21 protein-coding genes and 1 riboswitch are annotated in these 21,888 nt (G+C 67.2%); of the genes, 7 read left to right on the forward strand and 14 right to left on the reverse strand.

Annotation, left to right across the window (positions count from 1 at the left end):
* Nucleotides 1-54: 54 nt before the first annotated feature.
* The 5 genes from VL15_RS34645 to thiC all read right to left on the reverse strand — a co-directional run bounded on the left by VL15_RS34645 (nt 55) and on the right by thiC (nt 5,638).
* The gene (locus tag VL15_RS34645) at nt 55-1,335 is read right to left on the reverse strand and encodes an EAL domain-containing protein (RefSeq protein ID WP_048251303.1); all 1,281 of its coding nucleotides are present in this window, start codon (nt 1,333-1,335) and stop codon (nt 55-57) included.
* Nucleotides 1,336-1,768: 433 nt separating this feature from the next.
* Nucleotides 1,769-2,695, reverse strand: coding sequence for a DMT family transporter (locus VL15_RS34650; RefSeq protein ID WP_048251304.1), 927 nt, complete (start codon nt 2,693-2,695; stop codon nt 1,769-1,771).
* Between the two features lie 125 nt (nt 2,696-2,820).
* Nucleotides 2,821-3,069, reverse strand: coding sequence for a hypothetical protein (locus VL15_RS34655; RefSeq protein ID WP_048251305.1), 249 nt, complete (start codon nt 3,067-3,069; stop codon nt 2,821-2,823).
* 189 nt (nt 3,070-3,258) lie between these two features.
* Nucleotides 3,259-3,471, reverse strand: coding sequence for a glycine zipper 2TM domain-containing protein (locus VL15_RS34660; RefSeq protein WP_048251306.1), 213 nt, complete (start codon nt 3,469-3,471; stop codon nt 3,259-3,261).
* Nucleotides 3,472-3,706: 235 nt separating this feature from the next.
* A complete protein-coding gene (thiC, locus tag VL15_RS34665) occupies nt 3,707-5,638 on the reverse strand; it encodes a phosphomethylpyrimidine synthase ThiC (RefSeq protein WP_048251307.1) in 1,932 nt (643 codons plus the stop codon).
* 124 nt (nt 5,639-5,762) lie between these two features.
* A riboswitch (TPP riboswitch) is annotated at nt 5,763-5,879 on the reverse strand.
* A gap of 270 nt (nt 5,880-6,149) precedes the next feature.
* On the opposite strand from thiC, the gene VL15_RS34670 reads away from it, so the two are divergent.
* The 3 genes from VL15_RS34670 (at nt 6,150) to VL15_RS34680 (ending at nt 7,949) form a co-directional block, all read left to right on the forward strand.
* Entirely contained in the window at nt 6,150-6,422 is a 273-nt protein-coding gene (locus VL15_RS34670; RefSeq protein ID WP_048251308.1) for a pentapeptide MXKDX repeat protein, read from the forward strand.
* Nucleotides 6,423-6,498: 76 nt separating this feature from the next.
* A complete protein-coding gene (locus tag VL15_RS34675) occupies nt 6,499-7,131 on the forward strand; it encodes a cytochrome b/b6 domain-containing protein (protein ID WP_048251309.1) in 633 nt (210 codons plus the stop codon).
* 29 nt (nt 7,132-7,160) lie between these two features.
* Nucleotides 7,161-7,949, forward strand: coding sequence for a molybdopterin-dependent oxidoreductase (locus VL15_RS34680; RefSeq protein WP_048251310.1), 789 nt, complete (start codon nt 7,161-7,163; stop codon nt 7,947-7,949).
* 25 nt (nt 7,950-7,974) lie between these two features.
* Here VL15_RS34680 and VL15_RS34685 read toward each other — a convergent pair whose 3' ends face one another.
* Complete coding sequence (locus tag VL15_RS34685; protein ID WP_048251311.1) at nt 7,975-8,256, reverse strand: helix-turn-helix domain-containing protein; 282 nt, start codon at nt 8,254-8,256, stop codon at nt 7,975-7,977.
* Complete coding sequence (locus VL15_RS34690; RefSeq protein WP_048251312.1) at nt 8,253-8,606, reverse strand: type II toxin-antitoxin system RelE/ParE family toxin; 354 nt, start codon at nt 8,604-8,606, stop codon at nt 8,253-8,255. Before VL15_RS34690 ends, VL15_RS34685 begins: the two co-directional genes overlap by 4 nt.
* Before the next feature lie 524 nt (nt 8,607-9,130).
* Between VL15_RS34690 and VL15_RS34695 the strand changes: the two genes are divergently transcribed.
* On the forward strand, nt 9,131-10,312 hold the full coding sequence (locus VL15_RS34695) for an EamA family transporter (RefSeq protein ID WP_048251313.1): 1,182 nt from the start codon (nt 9,131-9,133) through the stop codon (nt 10,310-10,312).
* Between the two features lie 21 nt (nt 10,313-10,333).
* On the opposite strand, the gene VL15_RS34700 is transcribed toward VL15_RS34695, so the two are convergent.
* The 7 genes from VL15_RS34700 to VL15_RS34730 all read right to left on the reverse strand — a co-directional run bounded on the left by VL15_RS34700 (nt 10,334) and on the right by VL15_RS34730 (nt 17,558).
* Nucleotides 10,334-11,533 (reverse strand): MFS transporter, encoded by a 1,200-nt coding sequence (locus VL15_RS34700; protein WP_048251314.1) that lies wholly within the window; start codon nt 11,531-11,533, stop codon nt 10,334-10,336.
* Nucleotides 11,534-11,708: 175 nt separating this feature from the next.
* Entirely contained in the window at nt 11,709-12,533 is an 825-nt protein-coding gene (locus VL15_RS34705; protein WP_048251315.1) for a phosphodiesterase, read from the reverse strand.
* A 109-nt stretch (nt 12,534-12,642) separates the two neighbouring features.
* Nucleotides 12,643-13,674 (reverse strand): ABC transporter ATP-binding protein, encoded by a 1,032-nt coding sequence (locus tag VL15_RS34710; protein ID WP_048251316.1) that lies wholly within the window; start codon nt 13,672-13,674, stop codon nt 12,643-12,645.
* Between the two features lie 7 nt (nt 13,675-13,681).
* Entirely contained in the window at nt 13,682-14,578 is an 897-nt protein-coding gene (locus VL15_RS34715; protein WP_048251317.1) for an ABC transporter permease, read from the reverse strand.
* Nucleotides 14,579-14,588: 10 nt separating this feature from the next.
* Nucleotides 14,589-15,413: an ABC transporter permease gene (locus tag VL15_RS34720; RefSeq protein ID WP_048251318.1), complete on the reverse strand. Its 825-nt coding sequence runs from the start codon at nt 15,411-15,413 to the stop codon at nt 14,589-14,591.
* Nucleotides 15,414-15,430: 17 nt separating this feature from the next.
* Entirely contained in the window at nt 15,431-16,459 is a 1,029-nt protein-coding gene (locus tag VL15_RS34725; protein WP_048251319.1) for an ABC transporter substrate-binding protein, read from the reverse strand.
* A gap of 73 nt (nt 16,460-16,532) precedes the next feature.
* Nucleotides 16,533-17,558, reverse strand: coding sequence for a substrate-binding domain-containing protein (locus tag VL15_RS34730; RefSeq protein ID WP_048251320.1), 1,026 nt, complete (start codon nt 17,556-17,558; stop codon nt 16,533-16,535).
* A gap of 992 nt (nt 17,559-18,550) precedes the next feature.
* On the opposite strand from VL15_RS34730, the gene VL15_RS34735 reads away from it, so the two are divergent.
* The 3 genes from VL15_RS34735 to VL15_RS34745 all read left to right on the forward strand — a co-directional run.
* Nucleotides 18,551-19,177: a flavin reductase family protein gene (locus tag VL15_RS34735; RefSeq protein WP_048251321.1), complete on the forward strand. Its 627-nt coding sequence runs from the start codon at nt 18,551-18,553 to the stop codon at nt 19,175-19,177.
* Nucleotides 19,178-19,547: 370 nt separating this feature from the next.
* On the forward strand, nt 19,548-20,876 hold the full coding sequence (locus VL15_RS34740; protein ID WP_048251322.1) for an MFS transporter: 1,329 nt from the start codon (nt 19,548-19,550) through the stop codon (nt 20,874-20,876).
* Nucleotides 20,877-20,947: 71 nt separating this feature from the next.
* On the forward strand, nt 20,948-21,888 hold a 941-nt coding region (locus tag VL15_RS34745), incomplete at its 3' end, for a glycerate kinase (protein WP_048251323.1).

Consider the following 21,888-nt stretch of genomic DNA (forward strand, 5'->3'; position numbering starts at 1 on the left):
CGGTTGACCGGACGTTCCGCGGGCATCGCGGTCGCGCGCACGCCGCGGCGCCGGCTACCGCATCACGGTGCCCGCGCTGTCGAGCACGAAGTCGACGCAGAACACGACGAGCCGGCTCTGTGCGCGGATCGCGACGGCGGCCGTATAGCAATCGCGGCCTTCCGTCAGCGAGAAGTGCGGGCCCATCAACGCGACGCGCCCGGGGGCGGCGATCGCGCGCTGGAAGTACGGGCGCCGCGACCAGTTGCTGTGGGTTTCCGGAAAGAGCGGCGCGAGGCGGGCGACGTTCGGCTGGCCGTCGTCGGACCGCGCACCGATCGATGGCAGGAACTGCTCGCCGATCTCGTCGGTGACGAACACGCGGCGCGCGGCCGGTACCGCGAACACGCGTTGCGCGGCGTCCTGCAGGCTGCCGCTCGCGGAGAACGTGGCCGCGCCGGCGAGCACGAGCCGCTCGATTGCGTCGAAGCCCGGCTGTTCGGCAATGGCCGGCGCGTGCCGGCGGGCGATGAAGCGCTGCCACGCGGCATCGAGCATCGCGGGTGCCGTCGCGCTCGCGTGTGCGATCGACATATCGGGCTGGCCGAACTGGAAGCCCTGCACGAAATCGATGTCGGCCTCCATCAGCGACTGCAACGCGTCGTCGCTTTCGACGCCCTCGGCAAGCACCATTGCGCCGGCCTGGTGCAGCATCGACACGAGGTGATGCATGATGCGCCGATCGTCGGCCGATCCGGTCGAGCGCTCGACCAGCGAACGATCGAGCTTGACGATGTCGGGTCGCGCACGCCACACGCGGTCGAAGTTCGAGAAGCCCGTGCCGAAATCGTCGATCGCGATCAGGAAGTCGCGATGCTGGATCATGTCGATCGTGCGGGCGAGCGCGGCTTCGTCGCGTGACGGCTGTTCGACGACTTCCAGCACGATCCGGTTCGGCGTCAACGCGAAATGCCGGCACAGCGCCTCGACGAACTCGCGCTGCACGAGGCCCGAATCGAGCACGCGCGGCGTCACGTTCAGGAACAGCCAGCCGTCGCCGATGCCCTGGGCGACGAAGTTGGCCGTGTGCAGGCAGCGCGCAAGCCGATCGAGCAGCAGCGCATCGGCTTCGCCGCGTGTCTTGTCGAACAGGGCGGTGGGCGAGACCAGCGCACCGTTCGCGTCGACGACGCGCAGCAGCGCCTCGTAACCGACGACGCGCTTGTGCGTGATCGACAGCACGGGCTGGAACACGCTGCGCAGCGTCGTGGTGCGATAGGTGGCGAGCCAGCCGCTGGGCGTCGGCGTGAGGCGTTCGAGCAGGGATTCGAGGGATAGGTCGCGGGCGGGCTTCATGTCAACGGTGCCCAGGGGCGAGCGGCGGGGCTGCGTTGCGCCGCCACGCTGAAGCAGTCGCACGCGAAGGTGGACGCGAAAGAACGTGGGGCATCGTGACCGCCTTCTGCGGATGAGTGTTCGAAGTGTAACTGGAATGCGGCGGCCCGCGTATCAGGGAAATTCCAGACGCACCCGGTGCGCGGCTGAGGCCATGGCCGGCGCCGGCACGCAGTGGTGACCGGCGCCGCCGAAGCGCATGACAATCCGGCGGCATCGCGGTGGCATGACCGTGCGCCGTGGACGTTTCGTGAGTGAGGTCGTGCGGGAAATCCCCGCAGCGGGGCTCGACCACGTGCGCGCGTCACCGTCAGAAGAATGCCGGCATGCCGGCGAACAGACTTTGCTCGGCCGTCGGCGCTCACCGTGAGGCGGGCGGCGTGCGCCCGAATCCTCAGGTCGCTTCGCCGCCTCGCGGCCCGAGACCGGGAATCCGCTTGATCGCGCCGGTCGCGAGCGCGGTGCCGACGAGCACGATCGCGCAGCCTTCGATCATCACGGCCGTCACGTGTTCGCCGAGGAACAGCGCGCCCCACAGCAGGCCGAACACGGGAATCACGAACGTCACGGTAATCGCGCGGGCGGGGCCGACGTGCGCGATCAGGTAGAAGAAGATGAAATACGCGATGCCCGTGCATGCGACGCCGAGGCTGAGCACGGCGCCCCATGCGTGCGCGCTGACCGGCGCGGCCGGCCAGGTGGCGATCGCGAACGGCAGCAGCAGGACGGTCGAGCCGATCATGCTGCCGGCCGCGTTGACGAGCGGATCGACGCCGCTGAGCTTGCGCTTCGTGTAATTGGCCGCGATGCCGTACAGCAGCGTCGCGCCGAGCGCCGCGGCGGCGGCGAGTGCGGTTGCGCTGGCGCCCGTGTCGCCGTGCGCATTCGCGATCTGGTTCCACACGAGCGTGAGCACGCCGGCAAAACCGATCACGAGGCCGAGCGCGCGCGGCAGCGACAGTTTGTCCTTCAGCCACAGGTACGCCACGAGCGCGCCCCAGAGCGGCGTCGTCGCGTTGATCACCGACGTCAGGCCGGCCGACAGCGTCAGTTCGGCGAACGCGAACAGGCAGAACGGAATGCCCGAGTTCAGCGCGCCGACGACGAACAACGGCCATGCGTGACGGCGCAGCCGGGCGCCGAGATCGGCGGGTTTGAAGCGCGTCAGCGCGAAGCCCGTGAGAAACAGCGCGCCGATGCCCACTCGCAGCGCCATCAGCGGCGCGACGCCGAAATCGACGACGCCGACCCGGATGAACAGGAACGATGCGCCCCACAGGGCAGCGAGCACGGTCAGCAGAATGGCGTTCTTGGGCGACATCGATCGAGGGGGCGGAGGAGGACGGGATGCGGAGAATCTTACACCCCGTTACCTCGCCGTCGTTTCACGATTCGATGAAACGACAAGAAACGGGAATTTCACCGGCTGACGGCGGCGCTGCCCGCTCAGTGATGGCGCCAGCCGCCGCGTCCGCCGAAGCCGAAATTGAGCGATAGCGCCGGTCCCCAATAACCGCCCCACGCGGGCGCATACGCAGGCGCCGGGTAGTAGTAGACGGGGCCCGGATCGGCGTACACGGGCGCCGGCTGCACCGGTGCGGCCGTGTAGTAGCCGCCAGGATAGTAGCCGTACGGGTAGTAGCAGCCGGCGAGCGTCGCGCAGGCGAGCGCCGCTGCGACGAAGGTCCTGTTCATGATGTCTCTCCGGCGGAGCCGGCAATCGGCAGATGCTTAAGCTTAGGCCGCGCACCGATGACACGGTGTGCAAAACGGTAACGGATCATTTCCGGGCCACTGCCGCGCGTATCGCGGCACCGCATGCGAAAACGGCGCTTCCGCACCGCGGAAACGCCGCCCGGCCGACTGTCGCGGCGCGTGGCCGGCTTACTTGCCGACCTGGTTACCGATGATGCCGCCGGCCGCCGCGCCGCCCAGCGTCGACAGCGCACTACCGCCGATCGCCGCGCCGGCGACGCCGCCGACCCCCGCACCGATTGCCGTGTCACGCTGGCGCCTCGACATCGAATCGCAGGCCGACAAACTGGCCACCGTCGCAACGAGGAGCGCACATACCCCAATACGCCGAATCGAGTTCATGATCGTTGTCCTTGTGGGTGTGAATGGAGGACGCGCGACCGGCTGGCGGCCACGCATGAACCCAATCTACGCGCCGCCCCGCGACGCTGCTGTAAGGACTTGTTAAGGCTCGCGCGGTTTCGTAATCATTTGTTTCCCGTACGTTCGCAGGTACGCGACATGCGCAAAAAAGCCCGCTCGAGAGCGGGCTTCGTGCATCGTGCGATGCGTTTCCGGTGCGGATCGCCGCGTTCGCTTACTGACGGTGATAGATCTCGGCGCCGGTCTTGACGAACTCGACCGCCTTGACTTCCATCCCCTTCTTCAGCGCTTCGGATTCCGACACACCCTGCTGCGCGGCGAATTCACGCACGTCCTGCGTGATCTTCATCGAGCAGAAGTGCGGGCCGCACATCGAGCAGAAGTGCGCGACCTTCGCCGAATCCTTCGGCAGCGTCTCGTCGTGGAATTCGCGCGCCTTGTCCGGATCGAGACCGATGTTGAACTGGTCTTCCCAGCGGAACTCGAAACGCGCCTTCGACAGCGCGTTGTCGCGCACCTGTGCGCCCGGGTGACCCTTCGCGAGGTCGGCCGCATGCGCGGCGAGCTTGTACGTGATGATGCCTTCCTTCACGTCGTCCTTGTTCGGCAGGCCCAGGTGCTCCTTCGGCGTCACGTAGCACAGCATCGCGGTGCCGAACCAGCCGATCATCGCGGCGCCGATGCCCGACGTGATGTGGTCGTAACCCGGCGCGATGTCGGTCGTCAGCGGCCCGAGCGTGTAGAACGGCGCTTCCTTGCACCAGTCGAGCTGGAGATCCATGTTCTCCTTGATCAACTGCATCGGCACGTGGCCGGGGCCTTCGATCATCACCTGCACGTCGTGCTTCCACGCAATCTGCGTGAGTTCGCCGAGCGTCTTCAGTTCGCCGAGCTGCGCTTCGTCGTTCGCGTCGTAGATCGAGCCGGGACGCAGGCCGTCGCCGAGCGAGAAGCTCACGTCGTACGCCTTCATGATCTCGCAGATCTCTTCGAAGTGTTCGTACAGGAAGCTTTCCTTGTGATGCGCGAGGCACCACTTCGCCATGATCGAGCCGCCGCGCGACACGATGCCGGTCATCCGGTTCGCGGTGAGCGGCACGTACTGCAGGCGCACGCCCGCGTGGATCGTGAAGTAGTCGACGCCTTGCTCGGCCTGCTCGATCAGCGTGTCGCGGAAGATTTCCCAGGTCAGGTCCTCGGCCTTGCCGTTGACCTTCTCCAGCGCCTGGTAGATCGGCACCGTGCCGATCGGCACCGGGCTGTTGCGGATGATCCACTCGCGCGTTTCATGGATGTGCTTGCCGGTCGACAGATCCATCACCGTGTCGCCGCCCCAGCGGATCGCCCACGTCATCTTGTCGACTTCCTCGCCGATCGACGACGTGACGGCCGAGTTGCCGATGTTCGCGTTGATCTTCACGAGGAAGTTGCGGCCGATGATCATCGGCTCGGATTCCGGGTGGTTGATGTTCGCGGGGATGATCGCGCGGCCGCGTGCGATTTCGTCGCGCACGAACTCGGGCGTGATCTCGGCCAGCGCGTTCGCGCCGTAGGCCGCGGCGCCGAACGCCTGGCCCGGGTGCTGGCGGCCCATCATCGCGGCGAGCTTCGCGCCGTTCGGGCCGCTCGACTTCAGGCTCTCGAGGTACTCGGCGCGGCGCTGGTTCTCGCGGATCGCGATGTATTCCATTTCCGGCGTGATGATGCCCTGGCGCGCGTAGTGCATCTGCGTGACGTTCTTGCCGGCCTGCGCGCGGCGCGGGTTGCGGTGCAGGCCCGGGAAACGCAGGTCGGCGGTGGCCGGGTCGGCCGCGCGCTCGAGGCCGTACTGGCTCGACAGGCCGGAGAGCCCTTCGGTGTCGCCGCGCGCTTCGATCCAGCCCTGGCGCAGCGCGGGCAGGCCCGCGCGGATGTCGATCGTGGCTTCCGGATCGGTGTAGGGGCCCGACGTGTCGTACACGTAGATCGGCGGATTCTTTTCGCCGCCGAAGCCGGTCGGCGTGTCGGCCTGCGTGATTTCGCGCATCGGCACGCGGATGTCGGGCTGCGAGCCGGTTACATAAACCTTTCGCGAATTCGGCAGCGGCGCGACAGCGGCGGCGTCGACATGAGCGTCGGCGGACAGAAACTTCGGATTGGCGTTCATGCAATCTCCTGTGTGAGCGCCGGACAGGCGCGTCGGCGCTTGCCCGGAGCCCTTGACGTATGTGGGGCTCGAGCTAAGCAGGAGACGAGGCTTGGTGAGGCGGCGGATTTCGTCAGAAGGATGGCGGCGAAATCCGTACGCTTCCCTGCGCTGGCATTATCCAGATCAGGTTCAAAGGGTATTTCTCACCCGCAATGCCGGTTGTTTGACCGAGCGCATTGCAGGACCCCCGCGTTAGCAAGGGCACACGATACACCGGGTTTGCGGCGGTTTCAACCGGGCGTAGAGTGGTTATCCCGGTGCAGCCGCAACATGGCGGGCGGCGCGGCAGGCCGGGTGCACCGCAGCGCATGCCTTTGCCGTTCGGTCCGGCAGCCCGATCGGCGGCGGCCGAGCGGCGCAGCATGACGGGTTGTCCGGCCGGCATAAAAAATATTTTCAGCGCGGCTGTCATTTCCCGCGACGTCGTCCGTCTATTCGGCTCCTCAAACCCATGTTTCGGAGAGATGTCATGAAAAACGTACTGATTGCCGCTTGCGTCGCCGCTCTTGCCACGATCGCAACGGGTGCCTATGCGCAGAACGATGCGATGTCGAAGGACGGCACGTCGATGTCGAAGGACGCGATGGGCCACGACGCGATGGCGAAGGATGGCGCGATGAAGAAGGACGGCATGAAGAAGCACGCGATGAAGAAGGACGCCATGAAGAAAGACGCGATGGGCCACGACGCGATGTCGAAGGGCGACGCGATGAAGAAGGACGCAATGAGCCCGTCGAACTGACGGATGCGCGCGGGGCGCGGCCAGCCGGCTGCACGCGCGCATCGCGTCCCGTCGCATCACCCCTGGAGTCTTCATCATGCAAACCGTTCCCGCAACGGATCGCGCGCCCGCGACGCCACCCGCGCGCCCGATCCATCCGCCGTGGGTGCGCGTGAGCCACTGGCTCAACGCGCTCGCGGCGATCCTGATGGCGCTGTCCGGCTGGCGCATCTACGACGCGTCGCCGATCTATCCGTCGTTCACGTTTGCGCACGGCATCACGATCGGCGGCTGGCTCGGCGGCGCGCTGCAATGGCATTTCGCGGCGATGTGGCTGCTGGTCGGCAACGGGCTGTTCTACCTCGCGATGTCGATCGCGACGGGGCGCTTCGCGCGCAAGATGCTGCCCGTCACGCCGGCGTCCGTGTGGCGCGACGTGCGCGCCGCGCTGGGCGGGCGGCTGTCGCACAACGACCTGAGCGTCTACAACGCGGTGCAGCGTGCCGCGTACCTGACCGCGATCGTCGATCTCGTCGTGCTGGTGCTGTCGGGGCTCACGATCTGGAAGTCCGTGCAATTCCCGCTGCTGCGCGAACTGTTCGGCGGCTACGACAACGCGCGTGTCGTGCATTTCTGGGCGATGTCGCTGCTCGTCGCATTCTTTGTCGTCCACGTCGCGATGGCGCTGCTGGTGCCGCGCTCGTTGCTCGCGATGCTGCGCGGCCGCTGACCCGCAAGCCGCGGGCGAAGGAAATCATCATGTCGGAATCCGAAAACAGGCGCGGCGAGCCGCGCTGGACGCTCGACCGGAAGTCGCTCGAACTCGATGTGCGCCGCGAGCTCGAGATGCCGTCGCGGCGCCTCTTCAACCGGCGCGTGCTGACGCTCGGTGGCCTGACGATGCTCACCGGCTGCACGCTGCAGGACGACGCATCGGTCAACACGTTCCTCGAGAAAGTGTCGCGCATGAACGATCGCGTGCAGGCCTGGCTGTTCAGCGGCGAACGGCTCGCGCCGACCTACACCGAAGCCGATATTACGCGGCCGTTCCCGTTCAACGCGTTCTACGGGATCGACGACGTGCCGCACGTCGATGCGTCGACGTATCGGCTCGTGCTGTCCGGCCGCGTGACGGGCAAGCGCGTGTGGACGCTCGACGAGCTGTATGCGTTGCCGCACGCGGAACAGATCACGCGGCATATCTGCGTGGAAGGGTGGAGTGCGATCGGCCGCTGGGGCGGCACGCCGTTCGGCGCGTTTCTCGCACGCGTCGGTGCCGACACACGGGCGAAATACGTCGGCTTCAAGTGCGCGGACGATTATTACGAGAGCATCGACATGCCGACCGCGCTGCATCCGCAGACGCTGCTCGCGTTCGACTACGACGGCCAGCGGCTGCCGCCGGAATTCGGCTTCCCGATGAAGCTGCGGATGCCGACCAAGCTCGGCTACAAGAACCCGAAGCACATCATGGAAATCTTCGTGACCGATACGTATCCGGGCGGCTACTGGGTCGATCAGGGGTACAACTGGTTCGGCGGATCGTAAGCGGCGCGCGTGACGCGCTCACGCGTCACGCCGATTCGCGCACCTGGAGATCGACGCGCAGGCCGACTGCCGCCGCCATGTTCACGAGCGCGTCGAGCCCGAACAGGTTGATCTTGCCGCGCAGCAGGTCGGAGACGCGCGGCTGCGTGACACCCAGCCGTTGCGCAGCCTGGGCCTGGCTGAGCTCGAGCTGCGCGATGCGCTGCTTGAGCGCGATCATCAGCTCGGAGCGCAGCTTCATGTTCTCGGCTTCGGCCGGCTGGCCTTCGATTGCGTCCCAGACGTTGGTGTAGCGTTCATTGGTCATCGTTTCAACTCCATCATCAGCGTGCGATAACGCCGGGCGGCCAGGTCGATATCGGGTTTGCTCGTGCGTGCCGATTGCTTCCGGAAGCAGTGCAGCACGTAGACGGCATCGGCGCATGTCGCGACGTAGACGATCCGGAACGCGCCGCTCGCATCGCGCAGGCGAATTTCCCGCACGCCGACGCCGATGGTGCGCATCGGCTTCCAGTCGTCGGGCGCGAGGCCGCGCTGTACCTGGTCGATCTGGTGGCCGGCGTCGCGCCGCGCGGGCAGTGGGAAGCCACGAAGATCGTCAAGCGCGCTGCCGACGAAAACAACCGGCTTCGGCGGAAGGATGGTTGGATTATACAAAATTTTGTATGGATGGTGTGGGTTTCGAATGGAGGTTGTGGGCCGCCAGAAGAGGGCGTGTCGACCGTCACGATAAGCGCGAAGCAGCGGCCGGCGCGCATGATTGGCCGTCCGGCCGATGGTTGGTTCGAGCGGGGCGGATTGCGATGGATTGCGAGTGGAATCGGCATCGACGCCGGCGACGCGCGCGCATTGTGAATCCGGCCCCGGATTTCACCGGCCCGCCGACCGGAAGCCCGCCGGCCGGATAATGTCGCGCCGAAACATCAGTCCCTATCCTTTCAGACAGGTCTGACGATGCTTTCGAATCCTTGATGCCATAATGCCGAGCGTGCGCAGCCGAAACGGTTGCGCGCGTTTTTTTGTCCCTCTGCCGCCGCTTGCCGGTTCTCTTTCGTCGCCGTTCGCACCGTCATGTCGTTCCGCACGTTCGCTCTGCCTTCCCGGTCCCGTCAGGACCGTTTGCCGGCATTGCCGGCGTTTTTCAGCGGGGCACGCGGCGCGACGTGCGGGCGGGTCGCACGATGACGCCGCTCGACCGCCTCCTCGATTTCCTCGCCCGCCTTTCGTTCCGGATCCGCCTGCCGCAAAGCCGCGGCGGCCGCGTCGCGCTGGCGCTCGTGTTCATCTATTTCGTCTGGGGTTCGACCTACAGCGGCCTGCATTTCGCGCTGCAGTCGTTCCCGCCGCTGCTGCTGTCGGGGCTGCGCAACCTGCTCGGCGGGATCGGCCTGTTCATCTTCGCGCTGAGGCGCAAGCCCGAATGGCCGACGCTGCTGGAGATCCGCAATGCGGGGATCGTCGGCACAATGCTCGTCGCGCTGTCGTCCGGCACGATCGCGCTCGGGATCAGCTCGGTCAGCAGCGGCTCGGCCGCGGTGATGGTGGCGACGGTGCCGCTGTTCGCGACCGTGATCGCGGCGGTCGCCGGGCGGCCGGTGACGAAGGGCGAGTGGGCGGCCATCGCGCTCGGGATGGTCGGCATCGTCGTGCTGAATTCGGGCGGCGCAGCGGCCCGGAATTCGGCGCTCGGCACGATCTGCGTGCTGGCCGGTGCGCTGTTCTGGGCGGGCGGCGCGCACCTCGCGACGCGGCTCAAGCTGCCGTCCGACCTGTTTCTGTCGACGTCGCTGCAGATCGGCCTCGGCGGCCTGATTTCGACGCTCGTCGCATGGCTGATCGGCGAACGCATCGAACACGTGATGGCCGGGCCGGTGTTCGCATTTTTGTACCTGATGGTGTTCTGCACGATGGCCGCGTACGTCGCGTACGGCTACCTGATCCGCCACACGAGCCCGATCATCGCGAGCAGCTGCATGTATGTGAACCCGATCGTCGCGGTCGCGCTCGGTGCGCTGCTGCTCGGCGAACCGGTGACGATGGCGACCGTGGTCGCGACCGTCGCGATCCTCGGCAGCGTCGGGCTGTCGTTCCTGTTCGATCCGGCCCGCCGGCCCGCGGCGCGCGCGGCGGCCGTAAGTTCGCCGGCGGTGGCGACCGTAGCGGCCGCGCCAGCTGCGGATATTTCGTCGGCGCCCGAGCAGATCGCGATACCGGATGCGGCGCCCATCCTGACGCCTTCGGCCGTCCCGCTTGCCGTGCCGGTTCCGGCTGCCGTGATGGATCCCGCGGCCGTGATGGACCCGGCGCAGGCGTTCGCACCGCCGCCCGCCGACGAACCGGCCGCGCGCCGCGCCGACGCGTGACGCCGCCGTGGCCGGTCGCGCTCAGCCGTGCCGGCCGCCGCGATGGTGGAACCAGCCCGCGAGCGCGGTGAACAGCAACCCGGCCGCGCACATGCCGATCCAGCCGAACGCGTGCCATGCGGCGACGCCGGCCGACGAACCGAGCGCACCGCCGATGAAATAGCACACCATGTACACGGTGTTGACGCGGCTGCGCGCCTCGGGCTTCAGCGCATAAATGCGCGACTGGTTCGAGATCTGCGCGGCCTGCACGCCGACATCCAGCACGATCACGCCGATCACGAGCCCGACGAGGCTCGAACCCGACAGCGCGAAGATCACGAACGACAGCGCGAGCAGCGCGATCGCGAGCGAGATGATCGCGCGCGGGCCGCGCTTGTCCGCGAAGCGGCCCGCGTACGGCGCCGCGAGCGCGCCCGCCGCGCCGACGATACCGAACAGGCCGGCCGCCTGCGGGCCCAAATGGAACGGCGCGCCGGCGAGCAGCAGCGTGAGCACGGGCCAGAACGCGCTGAACGCCGCGAACAGCGCGGCGCCCGTCAGCGAGGCCTCGCGCAGCCCGCGCAGTTCGACCGCCAGATGCCACATTGAGCCAAGCAGCTTGCCGTACGGCAGCGTCGACGTCGGCGAGCTGCGCGGCAGCCGCAGCACGATCACGGCGGCGAGCGCGACGAGCGCCGCGACCGACGCGGCGAATACCGCGCGCCAGCCGAAATACTCGGCGACGAAACCGGCGGCCGTGCGCGCGAGCAGGATGCCGAGCAGCAGGCCGCTCATCACGGTGCCGACCGCGTGTCCGCGTTCGGCCGGCGGCGCGATTTCGGCGGCGAACGGCACGGCCTGTTGCGCGATGGTCGCGAGCACGCCGATCGCGAGGCTCGCGACGGCAAGCACGGCCAGCGACGGCGCGGTGGCCGCGACGATCAGCGCGACCGACAGGCCGGCGATCTGCATCAGGATCAGCCCGCGGCGGTCGAACCGGTCGCCGAGCGGCGCGAGCAGGAACATGCCGGCCGCATAGCCGAGCTGCGTCGCGGTCGGCACCGCGCCGATCCATGACGCGCCGTCGGGAAAGGTTGCGCGGAAGCTGTCGAGCAGCGGCTGGTTGTAGTAGATGTTCGCGACCGATACGCCCGCGATCGTCGCGAGCAACAACAGCAGGCTGCGCGAGTAGTGGGGCGAGGCGGCGTCGGTCGGGCGGTCGGTGGAAGCGGTGGACATGGCAGCGCGGGCGGAGTTGGACGGCGCGGCGTGCGGCGCACGCGTCGGGTGCGCCGGTGGGCCGGTTGCCGGTCGAGGCTGTCGATCTTACCGGAGCACCGTGAATCCTGCCGGGCAGGCGGCAAACCGGCACGACCCGCCGGCCGCCGCCCGTCATCGTGCGTGTTTCAGACCGTCAGTCGACCAGCTCGCCCGTCGGTTCATAGAACGGATACGGCCCGGCGCCTTCGTCCACATACACGTGGTGCGACGTCATTCCCGTATCCGGCGCATAACGATGCACCGCGAACGCCGGCGGTTCGAGCCGGAACGCGGACGGCGCATCGGCCCGCAGGTCGAATGCGACCTGGTGCGCGGGCGCCGGCACCGCCGACGCGAGCGTGCCGCCGAAACGCGTGAACATCGTGCGGTGCACGTGGCCGCACAGCACGCGCTCGACGTTCGGATAACCGCGCAGCAGCGCGTCGAGTTTCGCGGCGGCGGCGGGTGCGAGACGCAGCGCATCCATGTGGCCGATCCCCGATACGAACGGCGGGTGATGCAGCGCGACGATCACCGGGCGATCGCGCGCGGCGTCGAGCTGCGCGGCGAGCCATCCGAGCCGTGCGTCGCACAGGTCGCCGTGGCTCGCGCCGGGCACCTGCGAATCGAGCGCGAGCACGCGCACCGCGCCGAGGTCGAGCGCGTACTGCACGAATTCGCCGTCCTGCAGTTCGGCGCGATCGGCGAACGCGCGGCGCAGCCCGGCGCGGTCGTCGTGATTGCCGATCATCAGGTAGTACGGAATCTCGAGCGGCGCGAGCAGGTTGCGCAAGTGGGCATATTCCTCGTCGTGGCCGAAGTCGGTCAGGTCGCCGGTGACGAGCACGGCATCGGGGCGTGGCTCGAGCGCGTTCAGCTTCGCGATGCAGCGCGCGAGCGCGGCCGCCGTGTCGACGCGCCGGTACGCGAGCTGGCCCGGACGCTTGATGTGGAGATCGCTGATTTGAGCAAGCAGCATCGTCGTTCCTCGGAATCGTCTGGTTATTGTGGGGGCGGCGTCGTGCGCCGCGGTGGGGTGGTGCATGGGTGATGCCTGAGTATGACTTGGGTGTTGCGTGATTGTTGCATCACGCGCCGAGCGCGATCAGGCCTTCCGGTGCGATCGTAATCCCGACCGCCGTGCCCTGCGCGAGCGCGATGCGGCCCGGCACGTCGATCACGAGCGCATCGGGCGCCGCGTGCTCGATGGTGAGCCGCGTGCGCTCGCCAAGGAACGCGCACGCTCCGACCGCGCCGCGCAGCGGTGCATGCGCGGGATCGGCGAGTTGCGCGTCCTCGGGGCGGAAGAACCACTCGTCGGCGGCATGCGGCGTGACGATCGCGCCGCCCGTCGTCACGAGCTTGCCATCGCGCCATTGTCCCGCAAGCCGGTTCAGCGTGCCGATGAACTGCGCGACCGTGCGGTTCGCCGGCCGGTAGTAGATGTCGCGCGGCGTGCCGATCTGTTCGATGCGGCCCGCGCCCATCACGACGATCCGGTCGCCGAGCTCCATCGCTTCGGCCTGGTCGTGCGTCACGTAGACCGTCGTCACGCCGAGCTCGCGCAGCAGCGCATTCATATCGCGACGCAGCACGTCGCGCAGTTTCGCGTCGAGCGCGGTCAGCGGCTCGTCGAGCAGCAGCACGCGCGGCCGCACGGCCAGTGCGCGGGCGAGCGCGACGCGCTGGCGCTGGCCGCCCGACAGTTGATCGACCGGTTTGTCCGCGTGCGAGTCGAGCCGCATCATCGCGAGCAGCTCGTCGACGCGTTCGCGCAGCGCGCGCGGTTCGGTCTTGCGGATCTTCAACCCGTAACCGACGTTGCCGCGCACCGTCAGGTTCGGAAACAGCGCGTAGTTCTGGAACACCATGCCGACCTGCCGGCGCTCGATCGGCAGCGACGTCACATCGTCGTTGCCGAACGCGATCGTGCCGCCGGCATCCGGCGTGTCGAGGCCGGCGATCAGGCGCAGCGTCGTCGTCTTGCCGCAGCCCGACGGCCCGAGCAGCACGAGGGTTTCGCCCGCGCCGATCGACAGGTCGAGCGGTTCGAGCACGCGCGTGCCGCGGAACGTCTTCGCGCAGCCGGTCAGGGTGATGGGAGTGGAATCGAGTTTCATGGTGGGTTCAACGAGGGCGGCGCTTGAGCGCGCGTGTGCCGGACGGGTCGACGCCGAGCCACTGCATCGCGACGAGGAGCGGCAGCGTCATCAGCAGGAACAGGATCGTGTACGCGCTGCCGACTTCGAGACGCAACGATGCATAGGTATCGGCGAGCCCGACGGGCAGCGTCTTGGTGTCGGGCGTATGCAGCATCCACGTGAGGTTGAATTCGCCGATCGACAGCGTGAGCACCGCGAGCGCACCCGCGACGATGCCGGGGCGCAGGTTCGGCAGCACGATCGTGACGAAGCGCGTGACGAACGATGCGCCGAGGCTCGCCGCGCCTTCCTCGAGCGTGCGCAGGTCGGCGCCGGCCGCGACCGCCGCGACCGCGCGCACCATGAACGGCAGCGTGAACACGACGTGGCCGACGACGATGAACCACAGGCTCATCCGGAACGCGGTGAAGCCGCCGTAGACGACCAGCAGCGCGAGCGCCGACGCGAGGCCGGGCAGCGCGACCGGCAGCACGAGCGCTTCCTCGATCGCGCGCGCGATGCGGCTCTTGCTGCGCGCGAGCGCATAACCGGCCGGCACGCCGACGACGAGCACGATCGCGAGCGTCGCGAACGCGACGTAAAGCGATAGCGCGACCGAGCCGTGATACTGCTGCCAAACCTGTTCGAGCCAGCGCAGCGTGAGGCCGCTCGAGATTCCGCGGAAATAATTGACGGTCAGGCCCGCGAGCACCGACATCACCACGGGCACGATCAGGAACGCGCACAGCAGCAGCGTGACGCCCCATTGCAGCGCGGCGATCGCGCGCGCGCCGGTGACGCGCGGCGCGCGGCGGGCGACACCGTTCGCCTGCGCGGGAGCGGGCGCCGGCGACGGCGCGGAAGAGCCGGAAAGCGATTGCATGAAGGAATCCTCAGGCCGCGGCGGCGGCGGTGTGGCCCGTGAACCGGCGCGCGAGCGCGAGCACGGCCCAGGTGACGATGCCGAGCACGATCGACAGGCCGGCTGCCGTGGCGATGTTCGCGTTCAGCGTGAACTCGGTATAGATCGTCATCGGCAGCACGTTCAGGTCGGTGGCCAGCGTGAACGCGGTGCCGAATGCGCCCATCGCGGTCGCGAAGCAGATCGCGCCGGCCGCGATCAGGCCCGGCGTGAGCGCGGGCAGCACGATGTCGAGAAAGATGCGCCACGGCGATGCGCCGAGCGAACGCGCGGCTTCCTCGAGCGATGCGTCGAGCTTCGACGCGGCCGCGATCACGGTGACGATCACGCGCGGAATCGAGAAGTACAGGTAGCCGACGAACAGCCCCGCGACCGAATACGCGAATACCCACTTGTCGCCCGTGAGCTTCGCGGACAGCATGCCGATCAGCCCCTGGCGCCCGGCGAGCATGATCACCATGAAGCCGACGACGACGCCCGGGAACGCGAGCGGGAACGTGAGCAGCGCGAGCAGCACGCGCTTGCCCGCGAATTCGCGGCGCGCGAGCAGCAGGCCGGAGATCGTCGACAGCGCGAGCGTCGCGAGCGTGACGCCGGCGGACAGTGCGACGGTCTCGCCGAGGCTCTTCATGTAGCGCGCATTGCCGAGCAGCGCCGCGTACTGCGAGAAGAACGCGCCGTCGGCGGACACCTGCACGAGCGCCGCCATCGGCAGCAGCCAGAACGCGGCGAACACCGCGAGCGCCGGCGCGACGAGCGCGACGCGCCAGCGCAGCGGGAAAGTCAGGTCGAGCATCGATTGCATTCCGCCGCTTACTGCATCACCTGCAGATACTGCTGGCCGAACGCCTGCTGGCCGGCCGCCATCTTGCCGAAGTCGACCGACTTGGCGCGCGCGTATTCGCTCGCCGGCAGGAACTTCGCGGCGATGTCGGCGCCGAGCGTCTGCGCGCGCACCGGGCGCAGGTACGCGTTGGCCCACAGCTTCTGGCCTTCGTCGGACAGCACGAAGTCGAGCACCTTCTTGCCGTTCGCGTCGTGCGGCGCACCCTTCACGAGGCTCATCACGTACGGCACCGCGATCGTGCCTTCCTTCGGGATCACGAATTCGACGTTCGCGCTGTCCTTGTACTTCGCACGATACGCATCGAAGTCGTAGTCGAGCAGGATCGGAATCTCGCCGGACAGCACGCGCGCGTACGCGGTCTGCTTCGGCACGATTGGCGCGTTTGCCTTCAGCTTGCGGAACCAGTCGAGCGCCGGCTTGAAGTTGTCGAGACTGCCACCGAGCGCCTGGTTGACCGCGACCGCGCCCGCATAACCGACGAATGCGCTCGACGGATCGAGATAACCGACCATGCCCTTGTATTCAGGCTTCAGCAGATCGGCCCACGAGCGCGGCACCGGCTTGCCGTCGAGCGCGTCCTTGTTCACGAAGAAGCCGAGCGTGCCCGAGTGGATCGCGAACCAGTAGCCTTGCGGGTCCTTCAGATTCGCGGGAATGTCGTTCCAGTGCGCGGGCTTGTACGGCGCGATCACGCCCTTGTCCTTCGCCTGGAAGGCCGACGATACGCCGAGGTAGACGACGTCGGCCACCGGGCTTTTCTGCTCGGCGATCAGCTGCGCGATCGCCTGGCCCGAGTTCTTGTTGTCGAACGGCACGCGAATGCCGGTCTTCTGCTTGATCGCCGCGATCTGTGCGGCCCAGTCGGCCCATTCGGGCGGGCAGTTGTAGCAGATCGCCGATTCGTCGGCGTGGGCGGCGGGCGCGCCCGCGATGAGCGCGGCGCAGGCGAGCGGCGCGGCGAGCGCGCGCAGCAGCGAGGTCAGGCGAAAGGACACGGTAGGTCTCCGGGCGAGTGTGTGGCGCTGGGGTGGTGTGGTTGTCGGGGTGCGTGCTGGCGGGCGTGCGTGTTCAGGCCTTGCGCAATTGCAGGTCGGTGGCGGGCGGCGCGACCGTCGCGCCGTCGCGCACCGCATGCGGCAGGATCAGCGACGTGCGTTCGATCGTCGCGCCGCCGATGCATTCGATGAGACGCTGCCATGCGTGGCGGCCGATGTCGCGGTTCGGCGTCGCGACGCTCGCGAGCGGCGGCGCAAGCAATTCGCCGATCGCGATTCCATCGAAGCCGAGCACCGACAGGTCGTCCGGGATTGAGAAGCCCGCGCGGCGCAGGCCGCGCATCACGACCATCGCGAGCAGGTCGTTGCTGCAGAAGAGGGCGGTCGGGCGCGTCGCCTGGGCGGTGAGGTGCGCGAGCACTGCATCGGGCAGCTCGGGCGCGTTGAAGTCGACTTCGACCGGCGGCAGCGTGGCGACACCGCTTTCCTCGAGGGCCTGCGCATAACCGAGATGGCGCTGGCGCGCGCGATCCGACGCGGCGAGCGAACCGGCCAGCATCAGTACGCGGCGGTGGCCGCGCGCGGTCAGCAGCCGCACGCCGTCATAGGCGGCGCGGCGGTTGTCGACCGACACCGACGGGCGGCGCTGCGTGTCGTTGTGCATCAGCACGTAATGCGGGCCGTCGCGATCGAGCATGTCGAGCAGCGGGTGCGTGTCCGCGTCGGCGACGGTCAGGATCAGCCCTTCGACGCGCTGCTCGCGCAGCGTCTCGATCGCGTGACGCTCGCGCGCCGCGTCGTACTCGGTCGTCATCAGGATCAGCTTGAAGCCGGCCGCGGTCGCGAGTTCGTCGATACCTTGCAGGCAGTCGGCGAACACGGGGTTCGACAGCGTCGGCACGACGACGCCGACGAGTCGCGTGCGTTCGCCGCGCAGTTGCCGGCCGAGCGGGCTCGGGCGGAATTGCAGCGTGTCGATCGCGGTGCGGATCGTTTGCAGCGTGGCGGGGCTGACGGTATGCGGGGCATTGATCGCGCGCGAGACGGTGGCGATCGAGAAGCCCGCGAGGGCAGCGACATCCTTGATGGTCGAGGTCATTAAATAACGCGATGTAAACGTTTTCGGCAGGGAAAATTATCGAAAACGTTTGTGACTTCGCGATGACGTTCGCGACGCTTGTTTCGCAAAAAGCACGATACAAACGTCAGACGGTTGAGCCCGTCGGATGACGCGGCTCGATTGTAGCGGGGATGCTGCGGCGCGGGACGAAATCGGTAGCGATGCCGTGCCGATGTCGATTACAAAGGATGAATCCGTGCGAGGGTGGCCGGTGTCGTGATGCGGTGCGGCGGAATAAGGGAACGCATGCGCAAGCAGTGGTAGAATCCGGTCCGCCCTCTTGCCGGGGTGATGAAATTGGTAAACATAGCGGACTTAAACACGATTGAGTGCCCGGTCGGAAACGGTCGGTGCAGAACCCTTCAAATTCGGTGAAACCCCTGATGCACGCATCGAGGCAACGCCGAGCCAAGCCTCGCGGCACCCGCGAGGAAGGTGTAGAGACTAGACGGGGGGCGCCTAAGGCGCACGGGCAGCGGTCACGCCCGCGCGCGACGGTGAAGGCATAGTCCAGCGCACGAACGGCATCGCGCACGCGACGCCGGCTTCGAAAGAAGCAGTGTGACGAAAATCCGCCGCCTTAATTGGCTTGCCGGTTCAAGTCCGGTCCCCGGCACCACGATCGCTGTCATTGCGATTCGACGACGGTTCAAAAACCCGCGAGAAATAAAGCACTCGCGGGTTTTTTGTCGTTGCGGCGTTTCGACCCGCGCGAGTGCGGAACGTCACCCATCTCGATTGGCCGGAGTCCGATCATTCGACGCTCAGTATCAGCTGGCCGGTCGTTCGACCTGATGTTCGACCTGATTTGAGCGCTTGATGCGCCAACCTTGCCCTTGCCACGTCGCTGCGACGAAAACAACGCCATGTGATACTGGCGCGCACATCGCACCGGACGCCTTGCCGCGATCCGCACACGCGCTCCCGTCGATAGACTTCAACGCACTTTGCTTCTCGCCAGACCCTCTGTCATGACCGATTCGACCTATCACTATTACGAACCGTCGCAAGGCCACGGCCTGCCGCACGATCCTTTGAATGCGATCGTAGGCCCGCGTCCGATCGGCTGGATGTCATCACGCGGCAGCGACGGCACGGTCAACCTCGCGCCGTACAGCTTCTTCAACGCATTCAACTATCGACCGCCGATCATCGGTTTTTCGAGCACCGCCGCAAAGGACAGCCTGCGCAACGTGCAGGAGACCGGCGAGTTCGTCTGGAACCTCGCGACACGCGAACTCGCCGAGCGGATGAACCAGACGTGTGCCGCGGTGCCGTACGACGTCGATGAGTTCGAACTCGGCGGCCTGACCGCCGTGCCGTCGCGCCTGGTCGACGTGCCGCGGGTCGCGGAAAGCGGCGTGAACTTCGAATGCAAGGTGACCGACGTGATTCGCCTGCGCGATCACCAAGGCGTGGAAACGCCGGCGTCGCTGGTACTGGGCGAGGTCGTCGCCGTTCATATCCGGAAGGACCTGCTGAAGGACGGTATCTTCGACACGTTCGGTGCAGGCATCATTCTTCGCGCAGGTGGCCCGTCGGCCTATGTACACGTCATGCCCGAAAGCCGCTTCGACCTCTTTCGCCCCGACGCATGATTCATCGGGCGCCGGGACAATCGGTACGCGGGCGCTGACGCGCCCGAACAGACAGCAACAGACCCCGCGAACATCCAGGATTTCGCGGGGTTTTGTGTTTGTGGCGCTCGACCGGATGCATTTGCCGTCCGCCGGACACGGGGAAATGCGTTGCGCGCGTGGCCGCCGTGACCGGAGCGCCTTCCTGTCTTTGGCTCAAACGGCTACCTGGAACGCCGGACGCCGGACATGGCGTCAGCTCGCGATGTTTTGGATATTTGCCTATAAAACCACGATAGATTGCAGGAAAAATCGTGCATTTTGACGATGAGTCGGCCGGGCGGACTGAGTACCATGCGCTGATCAAAATATCCAATATCCGGAGACACGTATGGGCATTGCTCCCGCCACCGCGCCCCTCGCAACCGACGCATTGAGCAGCGGTTATCGGAAGGTCACGTCACGCCTGATTCCGCTGATCTTCATCTGTTATCTGTTCAATTACCTCGACCGGGTCAACGTCGGGTTCGCGAAGCTGCAAATGCTCAGCGATCTCAAGATGAGCGAGACCGTTTACGGCTTGGGCGCGGGCGTGTTCTTCATCGGTTACGTGCTGGCCGGCGTACCGAGCAACCTGATGCTCAGGCGCGTCGGCGCGCGTGTCTGGATCGCGATCATCATGTGTCTGTGGGGAGCGCTTTCCGCTTCGCTGCTGCTCGTGAGAACCCCCGAGTCATTCTACGCGCTGCGATTCCTGACGGGCATCGCCGAGGCGGGGTTCTTTCCCGGCATGGTGCTCTTTCTGACGCAGTGGTATCCGTCGGCGCGTCGCGGCCGTGCGATCGCACTCTTCATGTCGGCGATTCCGGTTTCCGGGGTGCTCGGCGGCCCGCTGTCGGGCTGGATGCTCACGCATTTCGCGGCCGGGCAGAGCGGGCTCGCCGCCTGGCAATGGCTCTTTCTGCTGCAGGGTGCGCCGACCGTGCTGCTCGGTGTCGCCGTGTTCTTTCTGCTGCAGGACCGGATCGACGACGTCACGTGGTTGACCCAAGGCGAGAAATCCGCGCTCGCACAGGCGCTGGCGGACGATGCCGCGGCGCGCGGGCCGGCCGCCGGCAAGCCGCAAAACCATACGCCGGTGCGCGACGTCGTGTGCAACGCCGCGGTATGGAAGTTCGGTCTCGTGTACTTCAGCATTCAGATGGGCGTGTACGCGATCAATTTCTGGCTGCCGACCATCATCAAATCCCTCGGGATCGGCAGCGACGGCATGGTCGGATGGCTGAGCGCGATTCCGTATCTGTTCGCGGCGATCGCGATGATCGTCGTCGGACGATCGGCGGACGCGCGCCGGGAACGCCGCTGGCATCTGAGTGTGCCGATGGCAATCGGTGTCGCCGGCCTGCTGATCGCTGCCCGGTTCGACGGACAGGTCGCTCCCGCGATGATCGGCCTGACACTCGCGACCTCCGGCGCGCTGACCGCGCTCGCGATGTTCTGGCCGCTGCCGACGGCGGTGCTGGCCGGCACGGCCGCAGCGGGCGGCGTAGCGCTCATCAATTCGCTCGGGCAGATCGCGGGTTTCGTGAGCCCCTACATCGTCGGCTGGATCAAGGATGCCACGCATCGCACCGATATCGCGCTCTATCTGCTGTCGAGCGCGATGGTGATCGGCTTCGTGCTCGTCATGCGAACGCCGGGCAGCCAGGTCAACCGCTGAAGACGGCGCCGCATCGCGCGCGCAGCGCGCGATCCTGCCCGCCGCGCCCGCCAATGCATGAGGATACCTAAATGAAGATTGTTATCGCGCCCGACTCCTTCAAGGAAAGCCTGAGCGCCGTCGACGTGGCCCGACAGATCGAGGCCGGTTTTCGCGAGATATTCGACGACGCGGCGTACCTGTGCCTGCCGATCGCCGATGGCGGCGAGGGCACGGTGGATGCCTTGATCGCCGCCGTCGGCGGGGATCGGCGCAGCGCCATGGTCGAGGACCCGCTCGGCCGACAGGTCGAGGCCGCATACGGCATGCTGAGCGACGGCACGGCCGTCATCGAAATGGCGGCCGCGAGCGGCCTGCATCTCGTCGCGCCGATGGAGCGAAACCCGCTCGTCACGTCGAGCCGCGGCACCGGCGAACTGATTCGAGCGGCGCTCGACGACGGCGCGCGGCGATTCATCGTCGGCATTGGCGGCAGCGCGACCAATGACGGCGGCGCCGGCATGCTGCAGGCGCTCGGCGCGAAACTGACCGACGTCGATGGCCGGGAGCTCGGTCGCGGCGGCGGCGCACTCGCGGCGCTTGCGCACATCGATGCCGCCACGCTCGATTCCAGGCTCGCGTCATGCCGCTTCGAAATCGCGTGCGATGTGGACAACCCGCTCGTCGGCCCGAATGGCGCGTCCGCAGTGTTTGGCCCGCAAAAAGGGGCGACGCCGGCGATGGTCGCCTGTCTCGACGATAACCTGCGGCGTTTCGCCGACGTGATCGCGCGCGATCTGAACCGTCAGGTCGCGGCGCTGCCGGGGGGCGGGGCGGCGGGCGGCATGGGGGCGGCGATGCTGGCCTGCCTGAACGCGATGCTGCGTCCCGGCGTGCAGATCGTGACGGAAGCCGTGGGCTTGCATGAAGCGATTCGCGGCGCGCAACTCGTGGTGACGGGAGAGGGATGCCTCGACAGCCAGACCGTGCACGGCAAGGCGCCGATCGGCGTCGCGCGTATCGCGGCCGAGTA

It is taken from the genome of Burkholderia cepacia (assembly GCF_001039005.1).
GTDB lineage: Bacteria > Pseudomonadota > Gammaproteobacteria > Burkholderiales > Burkholderiaceae > Burkholderia > Burkholderia theae.

Excerpts from the sequence above, each read along its gene's own strand:
- VL15_RS34710 (WP_048251316.1), bottom strand. The coding sequence starts at position 13,674 with ATGAAACTCGATTCCACTCCCATCACCCTGACCGGCTGCGCGAAGACG.
- VL15_RS34670 (WP_048251308.1), top strand. The coding sequence starts at position 6,150 with ATGAAAAACGTACTGATTGCCGCTTGCGTCGCCGCTCTTGCCACGATC.
- VL15_RS34680 (WP_048251310.1), top strand. The coding sequence starts at position 7,161 with ATGTCGGAATCCGAAAACAGGCGCGGCGAGCCGCGCTGGACGCTCGAC.
- VL15_RS34740 (WP_048251322.1), top strand. The coding sequence starts at position 19,548 with ATGGGCATTGCTCCCGCCACCGCGCCCCTCGCAACCGACGCATTGAGC.
- VL15_RS34730 (WP_048251320.1), bottom strand. The coding sequence starts at position 17,558 with ATGACCTCGACCATCAAGGATGTCGCTGCCCTCGCGGGCTTCTCGATC.
- VL15_RS34645 (WP_048251303.1), bottom strand. The coding sequence starts at position 1,335 with ATGAAGCCCGCCCGCGACCTATCCCTCGAATCCCTGCTCGAACGCCTC.
- VL15_RS34735 (WP_048251321.1), top strand. The coding sequence starts at position 18,551 with ATGACCGATTCGACCTATCACTATTACGAACCGTCGCAAGGCCACGGC.
- VL15_RS34660 (WP_048251306.1), bottom strand. The coding sequence starts at position 3,471 with ATGAACTCGATTCGGCGTATTGGGGTATGTGCGCTCCTCGTTGCGACG.
- VL15_RS34655 (WP_048251305.1), bottom strand. The coding sequence starts at position 3,069 with ATGAACAGGACCTTCGTCGCAGCGGCGCTCGCCTGCGCGACGCTCGCC.
- VL15_RS34705 (WP_048251315.1), bottom strand. The coding sequence starts at position 12,533 with ATGCTGCTTGCTCAAATCAGCGATCTCCACATCAAGCGTCCGGGCCAG.
- VL15_RS34695 (WP_048251313.1), top strand. The coding sequence starts at position 9,131 with ATGACGCCGCTCGACCGCCTCCTCGATTTCCTCGCCCGCCTTTCGTTC.
- VL15_RS34675 (WP_048251309.1), top strand. The coding sequence starts at position 6,499 with ATGCAAACCGTTCCCGCAACGGATCGCGCGCCCGCGACGCCACCCGCG.
- VL15_RS34650 (WP_048251304.1), bottom strand. The coding sequence starts at position 2,695 with ATGTCGCCCAAGAACGCCATTCTGCTGACCGTGCTCGCTGCCCTGTGG.
- VL15_RS34720 (WP_048251318.1), bottom strand. The coding sequence starts at position 15,413 with ATGCTCGACCTGACTTTCCCGCTGCGCTGGCGCGTCGCGCTCGTCGCG.
- VL15_RS34700 (WP_048251314.1), bottom strand. The coding sequence starts at position 11,533 with ATGTCCACCGCTTCCACCGACCGCCCGACCGACGCCGCCTCGCCCCAC.
- VL15_RS34715 (WP_048251317.1), bottom strand. The coding sequence starts at position 14,578 with ATGCAATCGCTTTCCGGCTCTTCCGCGCCGTCGCCGGCGCCCGCTCCC.
- thiC (WP_048251307.1), bottom strand. The coding sequence starts at position 5,638 with ATGAACGCCAATCCGAAGTTTCTGTCCGCCGACGCTCATGTCGACGCC.
- VL15_RS34685 (WP_048251311.1), bottom strand. The coding sequence starts at position 8,256 with ATGACCAATGAACGCTACACCAACGTCTGGGACGCAATCGAAGGCCAG.